This window comes from Ruminococcus albus 7 = DSM 20455 (assembly GCF_000179635.2).
Lineage (GTDB): Bacteria > Bacillota > Clostridia > Oscillospirales > Ruminococcaceae > Hominimerdicola > Hominimerdicola alba.
The window spans coordinates 2,209,719-2,228,739 of record NC_014833.1 but is presented as its reverse complement, the minus strand read 5'-3'; the positions used below and the strand labels follow the sequence as shown (position 1 = coordinate 2,228,739).

The 19,021-nt window shown below is 40.6% G+C and carries 14 protein-coding genes and 1 pseudogene; 13 read left to right on the top strand and 2 right to left on the bottom strand.

Translation table 11 applies throughout. The annotated features are described in order from the left end of the window. Positions 1 to 10: 10 nt before the first annotated feature. The 12 genes from dxs (at position 11) to RUMAL_RS09905 (ending at position 12,136) form a co-directional block, all read left to right on the top strand. Positions 11 to 1,861: a 1-deoxy-D-xylulose-5-phosphate synthase gene (gene dxs, locus RUMAL_RS09960; RefSeq protein WP_013498619.1), complete on the top strand. Its 1,851-nt coding sequence runs from the start codon at positions 11 to 13 to the stop codon at positions 1,859 to 1,861. Next, positions 1,851 to 2,642 (top strand): TlyA family RNA methyltransferase, encoded by a 792-nt coding sequence (locus RUMAL_RS09955; protein ID WP_013498618.1) that lies wholly within the window; start codon positions 1,851 to 1,853, stop codon positions 2,640 to 2,642. Before dxs ends, RUMAL_RS09955 begins: the two co-directional genes overlap by 11 nt. Before the next feature lies 1 nt (position 2,643). Further along, positions 2,644 to 3,507 carry an NAD(+)/NADH kinase gene (locus RUMAL_RS09950; RefSeq protein WP_013498617.1) on the top strand — a complete coding sequence of 288 codons (864 nt, stop codon included), beginning with the start codon at positions 2,644 to 2,646 and terminating at the stop codon, positions 3,505 to 3,507. Between the two features lie 2 nt (positions 3,508 to 3,509). Then, on the top strand, positions 3,510 to 3,983 hold the full coding sequence (gene argR / locus RUMAL_RS09945) for an arginine repressor (protein WP_013498616.1): 474 nt from the start codon (positions 3,510 to 3,512) through the stop codon (positions 3,981 to 3,983). Next, positions 3,984 to 5,651 carry a DNA repair protein RecN gene (gene recN / locus RUMAL_RS09940; protein WP_013498615.1) on the top strand — a complete coding sequence of 556 codons (1,668 nt, stop codon included), beginning with the start codon at positions 3,984 to 3,986 and terminating at the stop codon, positions 5,649 to 5,651. A 135-nt stretch (positions 5,652 to 5,786) separates the two neighbouring features. After that, the gene (gene thyX / locus RUMAL_RS09935) at positions 5,787 to 6,563 is read left to right on the top strand and encodes an FAD-dependent thymidylate synthase (RefSeq protein WP_013498614.1); all 777 of its coding nucleotides are present in this window, start codon (positions 5,787 to 5,789) and stop codon (positions 6,561 to 6,563) included. Beyond that, positions 6,553 to 7,209: a dTMP kinase gene (locus RUMAL_RS09930; RefSeq protein ID WP_013498613.1), complete on the top strand. Its 657-nt coding sequence runs from the start codon at positions 6,553 to 6,555 to the stop codon at positions 7,207 to 7,209. The genes thyX and RUMAL_RS09930 overlap by 11 nt, the downstream gene beginning before the upstream one ends. A 3-nt stretch (positions 7,210 to 7,212) precedes the next feature. Beyond that, positions 7,213 to 8,115 carry a DUF2156 domain-containing protein gene (locus RUMAL_RS09925; RefSeq protein WP_013498612.1) on the top strand — a complete coding sequence of 301 codons (903 nt, stop codon included), beginning with the start codon at positions 7,213 to 7,215 and terminating at the stop codon, positions 8,113 to 8,115. A 15-nt stretch (positions 8,116 to 8,130) separates the two neighbouring features. Continuing rightward, positions 8,131 to 8,676, top strand: coding sequence for a DJ-1 family glyoxalase III (locus RUMAL_RS09920; protein WP_013498611.1), 546 nt, complete (start codon positions 8,131 to 8,133; stop codon positions 8,674 to 8,676). Next, positions 8,664 to 9,257, top strand: coding sequence for a 5-formyltetrahydrofolate cyclo-ligase (locus RUMAL_RS09915; protein ID WP_013498610.1), 594 nt, complete (start codon positions 8,664 to 8,666; stop codon positions 9,255 to 9,257). The genes RUMAL_RS09920 and RUMAL_RS09915 overlap by 13 nt, the downstream gene beginning before the upstream one ends. Positions 9,258 to 9,279: 22 nt before the next feature. Beyond that, positions 9,280 to 10,881 (top strand): endolytic transglycosylase MltG, encoded by a 1,602-nt coding sequence (gene mltG / locus RUMAL_RS09910; RefSeq protein WP_013498609.1) that lies wholly within the window; start codon positions 9,280 to 9,282, stop codon positions 10,879 to 10,881. A gap of 37 nt (positions 10,882 to 10,918) precedes the next feature. Next, entirely contained in the window at positions 10,919 to 12,136 is a 1,218-nt protein-coding gene (locus RUMAL_RS09905; protein WP_013498608.1) for a peptidase U32 family protein, read from the top strand. 96 nt (positions 12,137 to 12,232) lie between these two features. Here the strand turns inward: RUMAL_RS09905 and RUMAL_RS09900 are convergent, their stop codons facing one another. Next, positions 12,233 to 14,725 carry a fibronectin type III domain-containing protein gene (locus tag RUMAL_RS09900; RefSeq protein ID WP_013498607.1) on the bottom strand — a complete coding sequence of 831 codons (2,493 nt, stop codon included), beginning with the start codon at positions 14,723 to 14,725 and terminating at the stop codon, positions 12,233 to 12,235. A gap of 1,667 nt (positions 14,726 to 16,392) precedes the next feature. On the opposite strand from RUMAL_RS09900, the pseudogene RUMAL_RS21775 reads away from it, so the two are divergent. Further along, positions 16,393 to 16,674, top strand: a pseudogene (locus RUMAL_RS21775) (hypothetical protein); the annotation flags it as partial. 49 nt (positions 16,675 to 16,723) lie between these two features. Here the strand turns inward: RUMAL_RS21775 and RUMAL_RS09890 are convergent. Beyond that, a complete protein-coding gene (locus RUMAL_RS09890; protein WP_013498605.1) occupies positions 16,724 to 18,919 on the bottom strand; it encodes a substrate-binding domain-containing protein in 2,196 nt (731 codons plus the stop codon). Positions 18,920 to 19,021 lie beyond the last annotated feature (102 nt).

The following is a 19,021-nucleotide window of genomic DNA, read 5'->3' as shown; positions in this document are numbered from 1 at the left end:
TTAAAGATTAATGGCGGACAAAAAAGTTGATCTTTATCGTCTTGATCTGCCTGCAGACCTCAAAAAGCTGACGACTGAACAGTGTAATGATCTTTGCAGACAAATAAGGACAATGCTGATAAAGACTGTCTCAAAAAACGGCGGGCATCTGGCTTCAAATCTTGGTACAGTTGAGCTTACAGTAGCTCTGCACAGGGTTTTTGATTCTCCGAAGGATAAAATAGTATGGGACGTAGGTCATCAGGCTTACACACATAAAATCCTTACAGGCAGGCGCGATAAATTTTCTACCCTTCGTAAAGAGGGTGGGATATCCGGATTTTGCCGTCCCGATGAATCCGAGCATGATGCTTTTATAAGCGGACATAGCTCAAATTCCATCTCAGCAGCTCTTGGTATTGCCTACGCTAATAAGCTGAAAGGTGATCATCACCACGCCATCGCTGTACTTGGTGACGGCGCTATGTCGGGCGGATTGAGTTTTGAAGGGCTCAATAATGCGGGTAAGAGCGATACGAATATCATAGTTATACTCAATTATAACGAGATGTCAATTTCTCGTAATGTGGGTAGTATGGCAAAATATCTTTCGACGTTGCGAACTAAATCCTCGTATAAAAAGACTAAATCTGCCGTAGAAAAAGTACTTGATGCTACACCTGTAGTAGGTCAGCCGGTCAAGTATGTTGTCAGATCATCCAAGAATGCATTCAAAAATATGCTTCTTCACAGCACAATGTTTGATGAGCTTGGTTTTGAATTTATTGGACCTATAGATGGTCATAATATAGAAGAGCTTGAAGCAGGGCTGCGTGCAGCAAAATCACTCAGAAAACCTGTTTTCATTCATGTAAATACAATAAAAGGCAAGGGCTACGGTCCGGCAGAGGCTAATCCGGGTGAATTTCACGGTGTCGGATCATTTGAAATATCCACAGGTAATCCGGATGTGGTCAGTGCTGACAGTTTTTCTACTGTAATGGGTAAGGAACTTTGCAGGCTGGCTCGTTCAGATAAACGTATATGTGCAATAACGGCAGCTATGAAATACGGTACAGGTCTGCAATATTTTGCAAAGAGTTTTCCCGATAGATTTTTCGATGTAGGAATAGCTGAGGAACACGCAGTTACTTTCTGCGGAGGTCTTGCCTCTGCAGACATGATACCTGTTTTTGCTGTATATTCCACTTTTTTACAGCGCAGCTATGATCAACTTATACATGATCTTGCTATAGGAGGTCTTCATGCTGTTATATGTGTTGACCGTGCAGGTATAGTGGGCAGTGATGGCGAGACTCATCAGGGTATTTTTGATATATCTTTCCTGACAGCTGTTCCGGATATAACTATATATTCTCCTTCAAATTATGACGAGCTTAGGCTGTGCCTTAAAAAAGCTGTATTTGAGGATAAGGGTATCGTTGCAGTACGTTATCCGAGAGGAAAAGAACCGTCAGGTAATTTACTTGACACTGTCAGCACAGGCACTTATATAACTGAACACAACAGTTCAGTACTGCTTGTATCATACGGTAGAATATACAGCAACGTTGAAAAGGCTGCTTCTGTTCTTAGAAGTAAAAATATAGATTGTGACGTTATGAAGCTTGTAAAGATATTTCCCTTGTCAGATACTGTTATTGATACTTTAAAGCAATATGATAAGGTATTCTTTTTTGAAGAAGCTTATTCTGAAGGCTCTATTTCACAGAAACTATCTGCACTTTGCGGAAATGTTGAAGCCTTCAATATAAAGTCCCTGGTACATCATGGTGAACCCGATGTGCTTCTGGATGAACTTGGACTTTCGGCAGATAAAATAGCTCGTACTATCGAAGAAAGGATAGGACATGAGATTTGATATCTATCTTACAGAAAAGGCTTTAGCTAAAAGCAGGGAAAGAGCCAAATCTATGATCAAGTCAGGCTGTGTCAGGATAAACGGCAAGGTCTGTACCAAGCCTGCTGCCGAGGTTGGTGACAGCGATCTGATCGAGGTAGATGACAGCAGCTTTGACTATGTTGGAAGAGGTCTTATCAAACTGGAAACAGCTTTTCAAGCTTTTCAGCTTGATATATCCGATGTTGTATGTGCTGATATTGGCGCTTCGACCGGAGGCTTTACCCAATGTATGCTTAAACGCGGAGCCAGACTGGTTTATGCTGTAGATGTAGGCCACGGTCAACTGGACGAAAGCCTTGTTAAAGATGAGCGTGTTATCAATATGGAAGGTGTTAATGCAAGATATCTGACACCTGACGATTTCTCTGAATCTGTCGGATTCATCAGTGTTGATCTTTCCTTCATATCTCTGACACAGGTCATTCCTGCGCTGGTGTCATGTCTAGGAACGGGCGGTAAAATGGCGGTACTGATCAAACCGCAGTTTGAAGCCGGAAAGTCAGCTTTAAACAAAAAAGGTATTGTCAGGGATAAAAAGGATCATCTCCGTGTTCTTAGCAGTATGACTGTGTTTTTTACTGATTGTGGATTATCTGTAAAGGGTATCGTTCCGTCAGTAATAACCGGAGGTGACGGAAACAGGGAATATTTGGCTTATCTTGTTAAAGACGGTATGTCCAAGTCTGCTCCTATTGATTTGAAAAAGCTTGTTGACAATGCTTTTTTAGTAGGTGATTGAAATGAAAGTATTTTTATATCCGAATCTTGGAAAAAATCGCTGTGAAGAATTTACTGTTGAGGCTTGTAATGTCCTTCGCAGCTGCGGTATAGGTTTCTCTGTAAGTGAGAAGTATAAAGACGTTTTTTCAGATGTTGAAGGTATGGTTTTCGGCAGCACAGAGGAGTGCATGGATAATGCTGATATTATTATAGCGATCGGCGGTGACGGTACGATACTTAAGTGTGCCGGTCGTGCTTCACGTCTTAAAACACCTATACTCGGAATAAACTGCGGCAGACTTGGCTTTATGGCATCCCTTGAGCATTCTCAGCTTGATCTTCTTCGTAACCTGAAGGAAGGCAAGTATACTATCAGCAGAAGAATGATGCTTGAAGCATCTGCAAGCGGCAAGGAAGACACCTATTCAGCTTTGAATGATGTTGTTGTGTCAAGGTCTGATGACTGTAAGATCTCTGATTTTGAAGTTGTCAAAGATGGTCAGATAGTTTCTCTAATCAGAGCGAACGGTGTTATCTTTTCCACAGCAACAGGTGCAACGGCTTATTCACTTTCAGCAGGCGGTGCTATAATAGAACCTGAGATGGAGTGTATAGAATTTACTCAGATATGCCCTCATACGTTATTTGCCAGATCGATGATTTTCTCGTCTTCCAGCGATATCAAGGTAAAATGCCATACAGCAGATAATGCCCATGTACATCTCAATGTGGATGGAAATATTGTTTACAGGTTGTCTGACGGTGATGAGATAAGTATACGCCGTGCAAAGGAAAGTCTTGACATCATTGATATCTGTGGCGGAAGCTTTTTTTCATCGGTCAATAATAAACTTATGAGACCTCTTAAAGATACGGAGGGATAATTATGAAAACCGATCGTCATGAACTTATACTTCGGCTTGTTCAGGAAAGAGTCATAGATACTCAGGAAAATCTCAGAGCAGCTTTGGAAGAAAATGGTATGACAGTGACACAGGCTACTCTTTCCAGGGATATAAAAGAGTTATCACTGATAAAGGTCAGCGATGAACTTGGTGTCAGCAGATACTCTGTACCCCGTCTTAGCAGGGAAGGACTTGACAGTGGCAGCAGTGATACACTCAGACTATTACATAGTTCTGTTATATGTGTAGATCATGCTATAAATACCGTTGTTATCAAATGCCATGTCGGTATGGCTCAGGCAGTATGTGCTAAACTTGATAATACTGATATAGAGAATTCAGTTGGTACCATTGCCGGCGACGATACTATCTTCATGCTTATGCGAACACAGAAAGATGCCGAAAGACTAGTGCGCGAGCTTAATACTATTTTGTACAGCAAGGACGAAAAATAAATGTTAAGAGAGCTTTATATCGAAAATCTCGCAGTGATTGAAAAAGCATCAATTGAGTTTAACGGGAGCTTTAACGCTTTTACCGGTGAAACAGGTGCAGGTAAATCTATACTGATAAACGGTATCAATGCTATACTCGGACAGCGTGTTACCAAGGATATAGTCCGTACCGGGGCAGATAAGGCCGTTATATCTGGGCTTTTTACTGATATTCATGGAACTGTGCTTGAACAGCTTAAAAATATGGGTATTGAATGTGAAGAAGGTCAGATCCTTCTGACAAGAGAGATACGTTCTGACGGCGGCAGTGTCGCAAGAATAGATCAGCGACCTGTTAATGTATCTCTTCTTCGCGATATCGGCTGTATTCTGGTGAATATACACGGTCAGCATGACAATCAGATCCTGATGTCACCGGAAAAGCATATTGATATACTTGACGGTTACGCAGGTTCTGAAGCTCTGATCTCAGATTATCAGAAGTCTTTCCGTGAATTACAGGATATTGCTAAGAAGATTAATAAGCTTCATAAAGAAGAAGGCAGGAAGGCATTGCGTATTTCCGAGCTTGAAGATATAATTTCCGAGATACGTACTCTCGATATTACAGATCCCGACGAGGAAAATCAGATTTCTGCAGAACTTGAGGTATCAAAAAATTCGGTTGCTATATCCGAAGCAGTATATGCTGCACAGATGATTCTTTCAGGTGATGATGATACTGCCGGTATTTCCGAACTTGTTTCTGAATGCTCTGATAAGATATATCCTTATAGTGATATCATGTCAGAACTTGCTCCGCTCAATGACAGATTGAATTCTGCGATAATAGAACTCGATGATATTTCGGGAGAACTTTCAAATATACTTGATAGACTTGATGTTGACCCAAAACGATTTGATTGGCTGAATCAACGTTCAGATGAACTTAGAAGGATATGCAAGAAATACGGTCCTGAGCTCAGTGATGTTATAAATACCCTGGATACCAGTCAGGCAGAACTAGATGAGCTGACAAGTTCGGAACAGAGCGCCAAGGAGCTGGAAGATGAAAAAAGCCGTCTGCTAACGGAGGTATCTCTTAAAGCGAAAACACTTTCGGATTTTAGAAAAAATGCAGCTGAACGTTTTGTTGATCAGGTCACAGGAGAACTGGGATTTCTTAATATGCCGAATGTCAAGCTGGTCGTTGAGCAGCAGCATGGCAAGCTTACAATGAACGGAATGGATAATATAGAGTTTCTTATATCCGCAAATGTCGGTGAAGAACCTAGACCTATAGCCAAGATCGCTTCCGGCGGTGAGCTTTCAAGAATAATGCTTGCGCTGAAAAGTGTACTTGCTGAAAAGGATTCGATAGATACGCTTATCTTTGATGAGATAGATACAGGTGTAAGCGGAAGAGCAGCACAGAAAATCGGTCAGAAACTCCGTGAAATCTCAAGACACAGACAAGTTCTCTGTGTTACCCATCTTGCTCAGATCGCAGTTATGGCAGATAATCATTTGCTTATTGAAAAAAACATTGTTGACGGCCGTACTGTTACCAGCGTAAGAAAACTTGATCACGAGGGCAGAAAATATGAGATCGCCAGAATAATGGGCGGTGATAATATTACCGAGCTTATGCTTGAAAATGCTGAAGAACAGCTTCTTGTGGTCAAATAGGATTATAAAATTATTCAAAGGCAGAGTTTATCTGCCTTTTTTTCGTGGTCATTTTGTTAAATTTACGAATATTTGTTGACTTGATTAGAATTTAATGTTATAATAAATATAAATATGATATGAAAGGATAGTTGAATGATGAAAGTAATGCTTATAGCCCATACTCCAGAACCCGAAAAAATTATTGCTACTGCAGCTAAACTTTGCTATTCAAGCAGCGATATCGGGTCTCTAAAAGATGGACTTACCGAAGAAAAAACAGCTGAATTCGTCAATATGCTTGCTGCCATCGGTCATGAGAGCGTTATGGAACACGTCAGCTTCACTTTTGGTATCGAAGGGATATCGCGCGCCTGCTCACATCAGCTTGTAAGGCACAGGATAGCTTCATATTCGCAGAAAAGCCAGCGTTATGTCAATGAGGATGGTTTTGATTTCATTACTCCCCCTGAGATAGAAGAATTGCCTGAAGCTAAGGAAGAATTTGACCGCACTATGGATATGCTTGTAGAAAGCTATCACAAGATCGCTGAACTGCTTACAGAAAAGCACAAGGCTGAGTTTATGGCCTTGGGTCAGGATGAGAAAACAGCATCGCGTAATGCCAGAAAAAAAGCAAATGAAGATGCCAGATTTGTTCTTCCAAATGCCTGTGAGACCAAGATCGTTGTGACTATGAATGTAAGAAGTCTGTTCAACTTTTTTGAACACCGCTGCTGCAACAGAGCACAGTGGGAAATAAAGGCAGTTGCCGATGAGATGCTTAGGCTTTGTTGTGAAGTGGCACCGAATGTTTTCAGAAACGCAGGCCCTTCATGCGTTGCCACAGGTAAATGTCCAGAAGGCAAGATGTCCTGCGGAAAAATAGCTGAAGTTCGTGAAAAATACAAGGTGCTTAAAGATGAAATATAAACTTATCGTTCTGGAAGGTCTTGACGGCAGCGGAAAATCCACTCAGTTTGAAAAGCTTTCAGAGTATTTTAAAAATAAGGATGTCAAGCTTAAAGCCATTAGCTTTCCTGATTATGAAGACCCATCCTCAACTCTTGTAAAGATGTATCTTAATGGAGAGATAGCCGGAAGTGCGGAGGCAGTCAATGCTTATGCAGCTTCAAGCTTTTATGCCTCTGACAGATATATAAGTTACAAAAAATACTGGGAAAAAGACTATAATGATGGCTGTCTTATTCTGGCTGCAAGGTATGTAACATCCAATTGCATTTATCAGATGACCAAACTTCCCGAAGATGAATGGGAAAACTATCTTGCATGGCTTGAGGATTATGAATATTGTAAACTCAGTCTTCCGAAACCGGATAAAGTAATTTTCCTTGATATGCCGATCGAGATCTCTCAGCGCCTGCTTTCAGCAAGGTATGGCGGAGATGAGAGTAAAAAAGATATACATGAAAAAAACATAGAATTTTTGCATATGTGCCGTAAGGCGGCACTCTTCACTGCTGAAAAACAAGGATGGGATATTGTTGAATGCAGCTGTGGAAATGAGCCTCTCAGCATTGAAGCAATATTTAATAAGCTGACGGAGATCATAGAGTAATAAATGTTTGATTTCAGAAAGATCGAGCTTACTGACCGCGACGAGATCAATTCAAGATTGGCGGTATCTGACAGACGCGGCTGCGAATACAGTTTTGCAAATAATTACGCATGGCACAGGCTCAGTGATTCCCTTATTTGTCTGAGTAAAGACCATTATATACTGATGAGTTTTATCGCAGGAGAACCTGTTATTGTATTACCTGCCGGTTCCCGCAGTGATACTGAGGGTATAGAGCAGATGATATCGCTATTGGACGAGCTTGAAAAATATATAACAAATAACGGACATCCATTTAAAGTTTGTTCAGTAACGGAATGTGATCTTGAATGGATGAAAGAGTTTTACGGAGATAGGATAACATATTACTATGACCGCGGAAGCTCGGATTATATATATTTGTCTGATAACCTTATCGCTTTGGAGGGAAAAAAGTATCACGGCAAAAGAAATCATATAAAAAGATTCATGGATAATGACTGGTCTTTCGATGAGATCACTTCCGATGATATCGATGACTGTATACTTTTCGCAGCTGACTTGTATAACTCGGGCAGTGATTATAATGGCTCAGCAGCTATAGAACAGTATGCTATCCATCGTTTTCTGATGAATATGGACTATCTTGGACTGAAAGGCGGGATACTCCGATGCGGTGATGAAATAGTCGGTATGACAGTGGGAGAACAGTTAAACAGCGATACTTTTGTTGTGCATATCGAAAAAGCAAGAAGTGATATTAACGGAGCTTATCCTATGATTTGCAATCAGTTTGCAAAAAAATATGCGTCGCATCTTAAATATATCAACAGGGAAGAGGATCTCGGAATTGAAGGCCTTCGTCGTTCAAAATTATCCTATCATCCCGAATATCTTTTACATAAATATACAGTAAGTTTTAAATAATTGGAGGAAAATCCTATGGTATACGTATTTCTGGCACACGGCTTTGAAGAAATTGAGGCTCTAGCCCCCATAGATATTTTAAGGCGTGCAGGAGTTGAACTTGTAACGGTGGGAGTAGAAGATGAGTATATTACTGCTGCGCATAAGGTTACATTTGCTGCAGATATCACCGTGGACAAAGTCGTACTTGATGAAAATGTGGATATGATAGTTCTACCGGGTGGTATGCCTGGTACGATCAACCTTGAAAACAATGACTATGTTCAGGCTGCCATAGATTATTGCGTTAAGAACGATAAATATATAGCATCTATTTGTGCAGCTCCAAGTATACTCGGTCACAAGGGACTGCTGAAAGGTAAAAAAGCTATTTGTTTTCCCGGATTTGAAAAAGACCTTGAAGGAGCTGTTATCTCTGAAAAGAGCGTTGAGGTCGATGGAAAGTTCATAACTGCAAAAGGTGCGGGTGTTGCAGTTGATTTTGCACTTACACTTGTATCTGAACTTGTTTCCGCTGCTAAAGCAGAAAATATCAGAAAGGGTATCCAATGTCAGAATTGACCAAGCAACAGCTGAGAAAGTACTTCAAGGATATCAGATCTTCATTCACAACGGAGGAAAAAAGTGTGATAGATCAGAAAGTATTTGACTGTTTTGTTCAGAACGGCATACTGGATAATTGCAGTGATATACTTGTATATGTCTCAGGTGATATCGAGATCGGTACCAGGAAGATAATAGATCATATCCTCGGTAGGATAATGAATGGTGAAAAAAAACGCATTCTTTGTCCAAGATGTGAAAACGGCAATATCATGCATTTTTACAGGATCGATAGTTTCGATGACCTTGAGTGTGGTCATTTCGGTATACTGGAACCTAAGAACAGCTGTGAACGCATTGACAGTTTCACGGAATCTGTGTGCCTTGTTCCCGGGCTAAGCTTTGACAGGCTTGGTTACAGACTGGGATTCGGCAAAGGTTTTTATGACAGGTTTCTTACAGACTTCAGTGGTATTACTGTAGGACTTTGCTGTGAGAGCTGCATGACTGACGGTGAACTTCCCAGGGACAAGTATGATATCAGCGTTGATCATATTGTTACTGAAAAAGGTTGGTTCAAACTTAAAGGTAAGGAATAATAATGAAAGGAAGTCAAAATGAATGAGTGACAAAAAATTCGATATCGACGATATACTCGGCGACAACAAAAATAATACCGATGATATTTCCGTCAATGACAAAAAAACTAAAAAGAATACAGATATCGACGAGATAGATGAGCTTTTAGCTTCACTTAAAAATAATAACAGAAGGAGAAGAACTTCTTCTGTTATTATTGAAGAAGAAAAAACAGAAAGCAGTAATAATGAAGTGCCTGCATCGTCTGATGCCAAGGAGGAGACCGAGAAGGTATCTGATGGATCAGCAGAAGACAATAATGATGTTACCGATGATCCTGTTATCTCTTCCGTAAATGAAGATCTGAAAAAACATTTTGGAAAAGATCCAGACGATGGATTTGATGAAGAAGATGATGAAGATGACGAGGATGAAATTCCAGTCAGAAAGTCATCAAATAACAGATCTCATCCTTCAAAAGAACGTCGCGCTGATACTAATAAGAAAAAAGGTAATTCGAGATCAGGCAATAAAAAGAAGAAAAAGTCCCGTGTGAGATTCAACGGCTCTATCTTTGGCGGTATAATTCTTGTAACCATTATCCTTACTTTATCACTTCTTCTTGCTGTCAGTGGATTAACTCTTGGAATGGAGTTTTATGGCATCGGTAAAAGTGATGATGTGATCACGTTTAATATACCTAAAGGCTCAGACAATGATGATATTGCTGACTTGCTTGTAGAAAACGGCATCATAAAAAACAAAAAACTGTTTATTTATACTGTCAAGTTAATGAAGGCTAATACCATTTATCCCGGAGATATTCAGTTAAAGCCTTCGGATTCATATTCTGATATTATTGATAAACTTGCAGAGCAGAGAGAGAGTTTTAAAACGGTAACTGTCACCTTTACTGAAGGTGAATACCTTATAGATATTGCTAAAAAGCTCGAAGAAAATAAGGTATGTCCTGCGGGTGATTTCCTGTTTGAATTCAACAAGGATATGGGCTATAAGTTTGAGGGATATCTGACAGATTCAAAGAACACACTATTCCCCAGAGAAGGATATCTTTTCCCTGATACTTATGAGTTCTATGTTGATGATACTCCTTATAATATCACTAAGATACTCCGTGATCACTATGATTCTAAGATCAATGATGCATTGTATAAAAAGATGAATGATCGTGGACTCAGTCTTAATCAGACTATTACTCTTGCTTCCATTGTTCAGCAGGAGGCTGCCAACGTTCAAGAGATGCCAAAAGTCGCATCTGTTTTCCTTAACCGTCTGAAAGATTCGGATACGTTCCCGATGCTTCAGTCTGATACTACTTACAACTATATAGAAAAAGTCATCAAGACTCAGGAATCAAATGAAGCTACGATAGATCATTACATCGAGTATTATGATACTTATGCTATTGATGGTCTGCCTGCCGGACCTATATGTAATCCAGGTATGGATGCTATCAAAGCTGTACTTGATCCTGCTGAAACTAATTATTATTATTTCTGTAATGATCTTGAAACTGGCGAAACTTTCTATGCTGAAACACTTGATGAGCATGAAAAGAATCTTGTAAAAGCAGGCAGAAGTGACCAGGTCGTTGATGATAACGTCGAAGATAATAATGAATAAGCTATAATAAAATGATAAGAATTGGTAGGGATAGATAATGTCCGATCTTCTTGAGATACTTTCGCCCGTGGGCGATATGGAAAGACTTCATGCTGCGCTGGATTTTGGCGCAGATGCAGTCTATCTTGGTGGAACTGCTTTTGGAATGAGGGCAGCTTCTGCTAAATTTACTCCCGAGCTTCTTGCTCAGGCTTGTGAAATAACTCATTCCAGAGGAAAACGAGTGTTCCTGACTTGTAACACTCTGCCTCATAACAACGAGATACCACATTTTGAGGGCTTTGTTAAAAATGCAGTTGATGCAGGTGTAGATGCACTTATAGTAACCGACATCGGTCTGCTTTCACTTGCGAAAAAATATGCGCCTGATACTGAGATACATATCTCAACTCAGGCAGGTATCGTTAATTATGTTACAGCTAATGAGTTCTATAATATGGGCGCTAAAAGGGTAGTGCTTGCCAGAGAGCTTACCCTAGAGGAAATATCAGAAATACGTGATAAGACTCCTGATGAACTTGACATCGAATGTTTTGTTCATGGTGCTATGTGTGTCAGCTTTTCGGGAAGATGTCTGCTTTCTCAGTACCTGACTTCCCGTGATGCCAACAGAGGGGAGTGTGCTCAGCCATGTCGCTGGGGCTATCACCTTATGGAAGAGAAGCGAACTGATGAGTTTTATCCGATATTTGAAGATGAACGAGGAACCTTCATCCTTAATGCCAAGGATATGTGTCTTATAGAACATATCGATAAACTTGCTAAGGCTGGTGTCAACAGTTTCAAGATAGAAGGACGTGCTAAATCCTCCTACTACGTTTCTGTAATTACTAATGCTTACCGTAAGGCAATGGATATCTATAAGTCTGCACCTGATGATTATAAGCTTCCTCAGTGGCTTAAAGACGAGGTATACAAGGTAAGCCATCGTGCATATTGCCCCGGATTTATTTTCGGTAATCCTCGTGAGAGTCAGTACTATGAGAATAGTGGATACGTCCGCGAATATGATGTTGTAGCTGTTATCGAACACTGTGAAAATGGAATGATATACGCTGAACAACGAAATAAATTTAATAAAGGTGACGAGGTTGAGATCCTTTCACCTGAGGGTGAACCAGTGACTCTTATCGCATCTGAACTGTTTGATGAAAAAGGGGAGCCGATCGATACTGCTAATCATGCAGCCATGAAGTTCTCTATGAAATCTGATCTGATTTTCCCTAAGAATTCAATAGTGCGTATCAAAAAATGAACCAAAACTAAAAGCCTGCATAGCAATAATATGTTATGCAGGCTTTTTATTGTTTATGTTTTGGTAATTGCAGAAGAATTGTATTTATTTGAAAAACTATCTTACAGTTACTGTTATGGCGTGCTTTACAGATTCGTTGACTGTCCATTCTCCGTTAACCTTGGCAGCAACTGCTACCTTGTATGTCTTGCCCGGAGTCAGGTTCTTTGGAGTTGTATAGTTGAGTGATGATGAAGGTATGTTCTGTGTCTGGATCCTCCATTTGCCCGCGAGATATACTGCAATCGCGTAGTTTGTGGCACCATTCACAGGTTTCCAGGTAAATCTTATCTGGTGATACTGTTCACTGTATTCAATGTTGATTATCTCAGGATATTCTGGTTCCTCAGGAACCACAGATGCTTTTGCAAATACTGTATAATTTACACAGCTTGAACTCTGTCCGTTTGTTCCGAGAGTGACGATCGTTCCGCTTTTTATGTCTCTCTGATAAATGTCAAAGGTCACAGAATTGTTATTTTGTATAGTCATGCCTGTTTTAGTATAGTTAGAAAGCCATACCGGTCTTGCCGACACTCTGTTGTCGAGCGCTATATAAACTGTCATATCTTTTCCTGCCCTGAACGTTGCAAGGTCAGAATCATAGAGTTTGGAATCGCAGGCAGTTATAAGGTATTCAGCACCTGTAAGACTATCTGGTATCGAAGTATACACTACATCACGGTCACCAAAAACCAATGCACCGGCTGAAAGATCTTTTGCTATACTCCATCCGGAACTGTGAGCGGAATCAAGCACAGTAAATTCCGTGAATAGTTCGCTGCTGACAAGTTCGGCTTTGACAGTTAATTTCCATACTGTACCATTACCGTCTACACACTGTATATCATCAGATGACTTTGTGTATATGATATATCCTGAGCCATGTTTGACGAACTTATATTGTTTTCCGCTTGAAAGTTCTCTGCCGTCATCAGCTGAAATGATCCTGTAATAACTGTTTCCACAGTCTTCCAGTCTCCAGGTCTTTGTGTTTGCGAGAAGTGAACTGTTGGTATTATCTGTGATCTCATACTTAGCGGTGGTATCCATAACAGCTCCGTATTTTGTATCACTAGAAGAAGGTGATAGTTCAACAACACCATCAGGAAATGAATCAACAGTAAGATCATTTATATAATACTCAATATTCATGTAGCCCTGACCGCAATAGTCGCCCTTATAGTCTTCGTGATCAGTCGGATCAAGCCCTCTCGCCAGTTCCCAGCTGTCATCCATACCATCGTTGTCATTATCGGTTATCTCTTTGCTGTAGACAGCAGAAGGGTATTCATATTTAACTCCGCACTGGATCTTATAGGTATTGAGTTCAGATTGTGATGAACTGTATGGATCGGTGCCGCTGCATGATCCTGTGCCGTTTTGGGTTTCTTCAGCACACTGTTTGTCTATAGCTGTACGCTTGTCAGGCGTTATGCCGTTTCCTGCAAATTTGATAACGTGGTCATACGATGATGCAGCACTTTCGCAGGTCAGTGCAGTTGAAATATTCTCATTGTCTGATAATATAGTGAACGGTGTTATCGATTCAGTGTTGCTTCGATTTTTATCGCTGTGATTGTAAGATATGGCAGCCCAGTTATTATCCTCTCTGTTACGGTATGAACCATCTTTATTGAGTATTCGGTTTCCGTTAAGATACAGCTTGAATTTATCATCTGATGATACCTGCACGTAATGATAACCACTTGCTGTTGAGTTTCCGGCTTTGAGGGTGTTATTCACATAATTTACATGCCCTATCGTGCCGTATGCTGTCTGATATCCCCAGTCGTAGATGATATTGTTTGTAAAATCAGCAGTTTCGGTACCTACTACTTTTCCGCGAAAGTTTCGCGATACATTGTGACAGATCAGATTGTGATCGAAAGTAAGGTTGCTTCTTCCCATCATAAGTCCGAAACCATGAACTCCTTTAACATGACCTCCCCAGGAATTTGCAGGACCTATGACCGAGTACTGCACAGTATAGTGATCGTTATTGGAGTAAAGTCCCCATTGTTCGTCTGTTGTCCAACCGAGAGAACAGTGGTCAACAACGGAATTCGAGCCCTTTGCGCCTCCCCATGCATCGTTGCCTGAACTCGTTGCCTTATCGGGTCCGGGACGCGAACTCAGATAACGTACAATGATGTTATCGCCGCCCATACCAAACTTGTAATTCTTTAGTGTAACACCCGATCCGCCCGGTGCAGTCTGTCCTGCAATAGTGATGTTGCTGCTGCATACGATATTACTGTTGAGATTTATTGTTCCGCTGACATCAAACACAACTATGCGTCCTGACTTGCTGACAGCATCACGCAGCGAACCTGTACCGCTGTCATTTAGATTCGTGACATGATAGACCTCACCGCCTCGTCCGCCTGTTGCATATTTACCTCCGCCAACAGCACCGGGAAAAGCAACCAGTTTCGATGAAGAAGCTGAAACTGTGAAAGTTCCCGAGGGAATTTCTGTTAAAGTAACTGAAGCCACAGTCAGCATAGTGCAAAGAAAAGCTGCAATACGTTTGTATTTTTTCTTCATAATATTACCTCCGATCATAATAATCATTACCGTCAGCACTACTGTTCGAGATGAACTGAGTATAACTGCACGATAAAAAAATGACCTATAATAGCATGATACCACTGTTTTATTAAGGTTGAAATGGTTGATTCGGTCGAAAACCTTGCATTTTTGTCAATATGTGATCATCGACTGATTATAATTTGAAACTCTCGATCTATACGATGTATAAATGTGATGTATGACATAGTTTTCTAAATCACTCAGCAATAATATTATGATTGAAATTGCAATCTTTTGATACGAAATAATCATTGATAAAATGCAGATATTATGGTATATTTTCAGCAATATAACAGTCAGAGAAAATAATGACTGATTATTATGCATGAGGATATATCAAGTCTCTTATTGATAATATCGATAGGTCTTGTACAGGTAAATATGCTTTGAAAGGCGGAACATGAATGGCTAGTAAAATATTAAGACGCATCGCAGCATCAACAATGACACTGCTGATGTGTGGATCAATGATCGTTGGAAACGTACCTTCTTCGATCGGACAAACGGGGCATATACGCGCCGCTGCCGGCTCCATAAATGATATGCCGGACAAATATCAGAGTGCAGCAGACTGGATATGGCAAAACCGTGTAGTACGTGAGAATTCACTTGGATCACAGACACGCCGCTGGAACTCCCTTTTTGATCAAATCATTGATGGTAAGGGTACATTGAACTATGTGGTGCGATGGCATTCTGAAAGAGCTATCACATACGAACAGCGTCAGAAACTTGAAGTTGTACTGGATGATTGCCTGAATGCATGGACAGATTGGCTGGTGGGCTATGAAAACTGGCCGTATCAGCACGTAGATGTAAATATTGTCGGATGGGCAGTTGCGGACAGATCGCTTCTTCTGGATCTTCATTCGGACGAGGTCGTTTACACCGATGTTCAGAATTATACGATACAGCCCGGTGAAAGCAAAAACATACCCACAGTAATGGCAAGTGCGCCGTCCTCACTTTCGAGATTCGATCATTTTTCAGATAAGAACTATCAGTATCCCGGTGGATTAGACAAGCGGTTTGATATGTATATATGGGCAACTCAAGGATTCCCGGATATCGGAGGATGCGGCGGTGACTGGGGACAAAGACTCAGCGATAAATATTACCTTGGTCTTGCTGATGGTACGACCACACCCCACGTTCAGATCCATGAATTAGGGCATGGTTTCGGATTTACCGATTTCTACGGCGGTGAGGGTGAAGCGGACGGGTATCCCCCCGGAGGTTTCCCTGTTTCGGGCAAAGGTTCAATTATGATGGCAGGTTCTTCAAGCATTATAACAGATTTTGATGGCTGGTTCATGCGCTATACATGGAGCAAGATCAAAGATGAATCAGGAAGATTTGATCTGAAAAACGCACAACCTTCAACTGTATCTGCTGAGTTTGCTGACAAGATAAGCGCAATTGATATAAAACCCAATGGTTATTCTACAATAACATTTGATAACAACGGCACTTATCGTTTCCGCGCTAATGGTTATTATGACAGCGAAAATGAAAATCTCGCATTCTATGAGGTTGGTGATAAGGTCAACATAGGGTTTAAGTTCAATTCGGCAGACGGCGAGATCAAGGAAATTGAGTATATTGATCTTATTACATCACCTGTATATCCTGTGATAACTAATATCGGGTACAGCGAACGCTATCATCAGATCAGATTTACCTGGAAGACTGTTGATGGTGCTTCAAATTACGGTGTTGCTGTATATCTTGCAGGCAAGTGGAGGATTCAGACACAGTCGATCGCTGCTTCGGTAAATTCTTATACCACGCCCAAAAACCTTACTGCAGGCATGACTTATAAGGTAGCGATAGCAGCAAAGGTCAAAGGAGAATGGACTGTCAGCGAATCTATCAAGCACGCTGTGACTGTCACTGTGAAATAAAATATCAAGTCCGTGATGATCCAAAATGTTATCACGGACTTGATTGTTTTTAATGATCGTTTTTGCGGTACTGTGTCGGTGTGATTCCATACTCTCTTTTGAAAACGCGCATGAAGTTATAATAATCATACCCGCACCGTTCAGCAATATCGGGCAGCAGAAGGGAAGTAGAGGTCAGAAGGTCTTTTGCACAGTTCATTCTGCTTTTTTTCAGATCATGAATAAAGTTTATGCCAAATGTTTGCAGATAGATCTTATAAAAATAGGATTTGCTGATATTCAGTTTCTGACTGCACATATCACCACTCCAGCTGAACTCAGGGTGTACAAAGATATCTCTTCGGAGTTTGAGTAGTTCTGAATAGTGGATATGGCTGGAAAGTTGTTTTTCTGCTCTTTCGTCGATCATCTCCAGCATTCTTGTGAACATATCTAAAACATCTTCTTTACTGAGAGTTGTCGGATCTTTAACTACCTTTGATTCGGATCTGATATAGATGATATGATCCTCACTGCTTGTGATCGTATATCTCCACATCTTTTCTTCGATCTTCTTTATATATTCATCTAAATGCTTGTCTGGATTGTTGCCTGAACCTATCATTACAAAGCTTCTGTCTGTCGCTTTGAAAAGCCATTCACGGCTTCGGCAGCATTTTGATAGAATTTCGGCTATGGTCATGATACACTTATCACTTTCGACCGAGCCGAATTTGTTTTCAATATGCCTTATACCTCCCGCGGAAACAACAGCCATATAGAGTTGCTCATTGTTTTCTGCTGAAGAATCACGGATCTCAGCCCATACATCTTTGCAATTCTGAAAAACATATAATCCTGTCAGCTGATCTCTTGAAAGGCTGACGGACTGTCGATGCTGCAGGCGTTTAAGCTCGTTTTTCGTACTCAGGTATTTCAGTGCATTGTTGACCTCTCTGCAATATTTAATATATTCCATATTGAAGTTATCGATATTCTCGTCTAAGTCAAGTGCAATATATCCGTAGCACTGATCTTGAAAATGAACAGGAAGAAAAAATGTGGATGAAAATCCTTCTCTGTCAAGTATCTCAGGCAGAATTTCGCTTTGACGGAAACTGCATCTGCTCCCGTCTGAACTTATAAGGTACATCGTATCCGAATATCCGTCACGCCTGTACTCATTGCTGACATTATCCCAGTCGCTGCAAAGGCACAGCAACAAACGGCTGTCAGTGAAATCTTTGTTGTATATGAACTTGTAGCGCATGGCGAACATCTCATTTACAAGTTCATCCAATGTATCTGCGTCATGGAATGCTGCAGATACCATTGAGTCCATATATCCTTCTTCTGTCAATCTGTGTTCAGCATCAAAAGCTTCATCACGTTCATGGCAGTTACTGCAACCGCAGCTTTCGCGGCAGAGTATTGTGCCTGTATCTGTATTGTCAGTTTCACAATGTATTCCTGTTATTTTTTCATATAGCAGGCACACTGACCCTTTTCCAAGCTTCTCCTGTGATGTCCGATAGGTAGTGATCGCAGGAACGTGCATTCTTGATTCAGCCGAACCGTCATACCCTGTCACTCGGATATCATTTGGGACTGAATAACCACGTTCTGTCAGCGCGTCACAGAGAGATATCGCCATATTATCATTTGTACACACAACTGCATCCGGCTTTTCCCTCACATGGTCTGCTATCTCGGTGGCAAGATCTTTGGCGGCATTTATCCAGAAATCACCAAATACAATTGTTTTGTCAGAGTATTCCAGTCCTGCTTTTTGCATAGCATCAATAAACCCTTTTGCTCTGTTTTGAGCCACAGGCATATCAGCAGGACCTGTCAGACACAGAAGTTTTTTACAATTGTGTCCGTATATCAGATGCATAGTGATATCAGATATCTCATTTCTGTCATCATACCAGAAAGGTATATAATCACCGACCTCAAGTCCGATGCGAACTACAGGTACAGTACAGTGTTCGGTGAGATAATTATCTATGTATCCGTAATAATCCGAGGAACAAAAGGTATATGGCGCATACACCACACCGTCAATTACAGAAAAATCAAGTGCGTGAAAAAGGTTTTTCTCACCATGAGTTATACGTTCGTTGTCACATTCTTCATTAAGAGCAAATACAAAAGCACTGTAACCCAGAGCATTTGCCTGTACAAGCATACCATGGATCAGACTTTTGTTTATATTATTGTATATTCTGCCCATTATAATGGCTATTCTTTTCTTGCGTGCCAACCTTATTCACCTCACTTTGATATATTTCACAATATCATGCGATATACCGAAAAGTTAATATCAGTATTTATATTATGAATTGTAACATAAAATATCTGTAAA